Annotated in this window: 4 protein-coding genes; 3 read left to right on the forward strand and 1 reads right to left on the reverse strand. The window is 73.5% G+C overall.

The window, feature by feature from the left end:
• Positions 1-209: 209 nt before the first annotated feature.
• The 3 genes from thiE to ACFU99_RS37485 all read left to right on the forward strand — a co-directional run bounded on the left by thiE (position 210) and on the right by ACFU99_RS37485 (position 2965).
• Positions 210-818 carry a thiamine phosphate synthase gene (gene thiE / locus ACFU99_RS37475; RefSeq protein WP_384401301.1) on the forward strand — a complete coding sequence of 203 codons (609 nt, stop codon included), beginning with the start codon at positions 210-212 and terminating at the stop codon, positions 816-818.
• Positions 819-1010: 192 nt separating this feature from the next.
• The gene (gene metF, locus ACFU99_RS37480; protein WP_384401292.1) at positions 1011-1928 is read left to right on the forward strand and encodes a methylenetetrahydrofolate reductase [NAD(P)H]; all 918 of its coding nucleotides are present in this window, start codon (positions 1011-1013) and stop codon (positions 1926-1928) included.
• Between the two features lie 41 nt (positions 1929-1969).
• On the forward strand, positions 1970-2965 hold the full coding sequence (locus ACFU99_RS37485; RefSeq protein WP_384401295.1) for a hypothetical protein: 996 nt from the start codon (positions 1970-1972) through the stop codon (positions 2963-2965).
• Between the two features lie 60 nt (positions 2966-3025).
• Here ACFU99_RS37485 and ACFU99_RS37490 read toward each other — a convergent pair.
• The coding region (locus tag ACFU99_RS37490) for a phytoene desaturase family protein (RefSeq protein ID WP_384401298.1) at positions 3026-3578 on the reverse strand (553 nt) is incomplete at its 5' end.

Raw genomic sequence — 3578 nt, forward strand, 5'->3', positions numbered from 1 at the left:
GCCCCGGCCCGTACACCGCCGAACCGGGGGGAAACCGCCGCATGGCCGCCACAGGTGCCACAGACACCACCGACGTCGCAGGAACCCCGGAAGGCGCAGAGGTCTCAGCCGCCCCAGCGCCTGCCGGGGCCGGGGCGACCGGCGAGGTTCCGGCGGCCCGCGACGCTCCGGGGACCGCGCGCGAGCGGCTCGCCGCCGCCCGGCTCTATCTGTGCACCGACGCGCGCAAGCGCCAGGGCGACCTGCCCGAATTCCTCGACGCGGTGCTCTCCTCGGGCGTCGACATCGTCCAGCTGCGGGACAAGGGCATGGAAGCGGGGGAGGAGCTGGAGCACCTCGCGGTCTTCGCCGCCGCCGCCCGCCGCCACGGCAAGCTCGTCGCCGTCAACGACCGGGCGGACGTCGCGCACGCCACCGGCTCCGACGTGCTGCACCTGGGCCAGGGCGACCTGCCGGTGCCGGCCGCGCGGGCGATCCTCGGCGCGGACGCGCTGATCGGCCGCTCCACCCACGCCGAGTCCGAGGCCGCCGCCGCGGCCGTCGAGCCGGGCGTGGACTACTTCTGCACCGGCCCCTGCTGGCCCACCCCGACCAAGCCGGGCCGGCACGCGCCGGGGCTCGGCCTGGTGCGCTACACCGCCGAGCTGGCGCCCGTACGGCCCTGGTTCGCGATCGGCGGCATCGACGCATCGAACCTGGACGAGGTGCTGGAGGCGGGCGCCCGGCGGGTCGTCGTGGTGCGCGCCATCACGGAGGCCGACGATCCGGGGGCCGCCGCGGCGCGTCTCGCCGAGCGCGTCCGCGCGTACGGAGCGTGATGACGTGCGGGCGTCCGCGGCCGTTTCGGAAGTCTCCGGAAGTCCTCGGAAGGCTCTCGGACGTCCGGCGCGTGTCCAAGGGGTGGACATGATCGTGGCGGAAGCTCGGCGGAGGCGCGGCGAAAGCTCGCCGAAACGGTCATAACGCGAGACGGGGTTGGGGGCCCGGTGGACCCCGGTTAACCTGCCCGTATGGCCCTTGGCACACCTTCCACCAGGACAGACCGCGCCCGCACGGTGCGTGACCTGCTCGCCTCCGGTGAGCGGTCCTACTCATTCGAGTTCATGGCCCCGAAGACCGAGAAGGGCGAGCGGACGCTGTGGAACGCCATCCGCCGGGTCGAGGCGGTCGCGCCGACGTTCGTCTCCGTGACCTACGGCGCGGGCGGTTCGTCCCGTGAGGGGACGGTACGGGCCACCGAGCGCATCGCCACCGACACCACTCTCACCCCCGTCGCCCACCTCACCGCCGTCAACCACTCGCTGACGGAACTGCGCAACGTCATCGGGCAGTACGCGGACGCGGGCATCCGCAACATGCTCGCCCTGCGCGGCGACCCGCCCGGCGACCCGCTCGGCGACTGGATCGCGCACCCCGAGGGCGTCACCTACGCCGCCGAACTGGTGCGGCTCATCAAGGAGTCCGGCGACTTCTGCGTGGGCGTCGCGGCCTACCCCGAGATGCACCCGCGTTCCACCGACTGGGACACCGACATCCGGCACTTCGTGGACAAGTGCCGCGCCGGTGCGGACTTCGCCATCACACAGATGTTCTTCAACGCCGAGGACTACCTCCGGCTGCGGGACCGCGTCGCGGCGGCGAGTTGTGCGACACCGATCATTCCGGAGATCATGCCCGTCACGAACGTCCGGCAGATCGAGCGGTTCGCGCAGCTCAGCAATGCCGCGTTCCCGACGGAGCTGGCGGACCGGATCCTCGCGGCGAAGGACGATCCGGCCGCTGTACGCTCAATCGGTATCGAGTACGCCACGGAGCTGTGCGCCCGGCTGATGGCTGAGGACATCCCCGGACTCCACTTCATTACCCTGAACCACTCCACGGCGACGCTGGAAATCTACGAGAATCTGGGACTGCACCAGCGGTCCTGACGGCCTGTCCGGCGAGCGGCGGCCGAACGAGAGGGGCGTATATGGGCTGGGCGGTCCTCTACATCGCGTTCGGCGCCGTTGCTCTCTGGCTGCTGAGCGAGGTACTGCTACAGCACAAGGCGCGGCTGCGGTGGCGGCTGCTCGCCTTCTTCGGCTTCCTCGGCGTGGTCGTCGGAGTGATCATGCCGTCCGTGCCGGTGATCGCGGTGGGCGCCATCGCCTTCGCGGTCGGGCAGACCTATGTGACGCTCTCCTTCCGCCGCGGCTTCTCCGCGGGATGGGCGATCGGCGGCAAGCCGACCGCCCGGCGGCGCCGCAAGTCCTCCCGGTCGGCTCCGCCCGCCTCCGAGCCCAAGCTCCAGGTCAGCGATGTCGAAGAGGGGTCGGCCGAAGGGGGGTCGGCCGAAGGGGGCGCGGGCGCGGGTGACGCCGCGACCGCTGTCGGCAAGCGTGCCGGTGGCGTCGGCGCCGAGGCTCCGCCGGCGGAGCAGACCGCGCAGATGCCGCCGATCGCCCAGGCCGAGGAAGCCTTTCCGGCGGAGCCGGCGCCTGGGTCCGAGCCCGCGCCGGAGGCGGCGGGCCAGTACAGCGGCTACGACCAGAACGGCTACGCGACGGACCCCGCCGCCGCGGGCTACGGGACGTACGACGCGTACGCCGGTTACGCCCCCCAGGACGGCGGAGCGGCTCAGGACCCTTACGCCGCCGGGCAGTTCGACTACGGCCGGCAGCAGTACGCCGCGTACTCCGACCCGTACATCGGCTCGGCCCAGCAGCCGTCCTACGACCAGTACGCGCCCTACGGACAGCAGCAGGACGCGTACCCCGGCGGCTACGCACCCCAGGCGTACGGGCCCGACGGCTACCCCGTGCCGCAGCAGCAGTACGACACCGACACCCCGCCCGGCGGCGTCTGGGTGCCCCATCAGCGCGGCCTCGACCCCCAGCACCCGGACCAGCAGCAGCCCGCGCCCTACCCGTACGAGCAGCAGCAGCCGAACCCCGGCACCGGCTACGACGAGCGGTACCGCTACTGACCGGCAGGACCGCGCCCGCATGACGCGTGAGCGGCAAGGGCGTCGAGCGAGCCCCTCCCGCTACTGGGAGCCGCGCCAGTCGGCCCCGTCCACGATCAGTCCGGCCACCAGCGCGCCCGACATGCCCGCGTGCGCGAGCCCGCCGCCCGGATGGGACCAGCCGCCCGCGAGGTACAGCCCCGGCAGCCGCGTCGCGTTGCCGGGCCGCAGGAACTCGCCGTCCGCACCGGCCAGTACGGGCCCGGGGACCGCGCCGTCCGCCGCCCCCGTCTCGGCGGCGGTGTCCGCGGGCGTACGGACCTCGCGCCACAGCGCCCGCTCCCGCAGCCCCGGAACCGCCGCCTCGGCGACCGCCGCGATCCGGTCGGCGTATCTCCCGACGGCGTCGGCGTCCCGCCAGTCCACCGCACCGCCGTGCGGAGCGACCGCCGCCGTCAGCGTGACGGCCTCGTGGCCGTCGTCCGGACGGGTGGTGGGATCGTCGGGCCGCAGCACGGTCACCGTCGGGCGCTCGCAGGGGGTACGCGCCCCCGTACGCGCCCCCCGACCGCCGTCCCCGAAGATCCCCGCCAACTCGGCCGCGCGGTCCGGGGAATGGACCACCGTCCGGTGC

Source organism: Streptomyces sp. NPDC057654 (genome assembly GCF_042800135.1).
Lineage (GTDB): Bacteria > Actinomycetota > Actinomycetes > Streptomycetales > Streptomycetaceae > Streptomyces.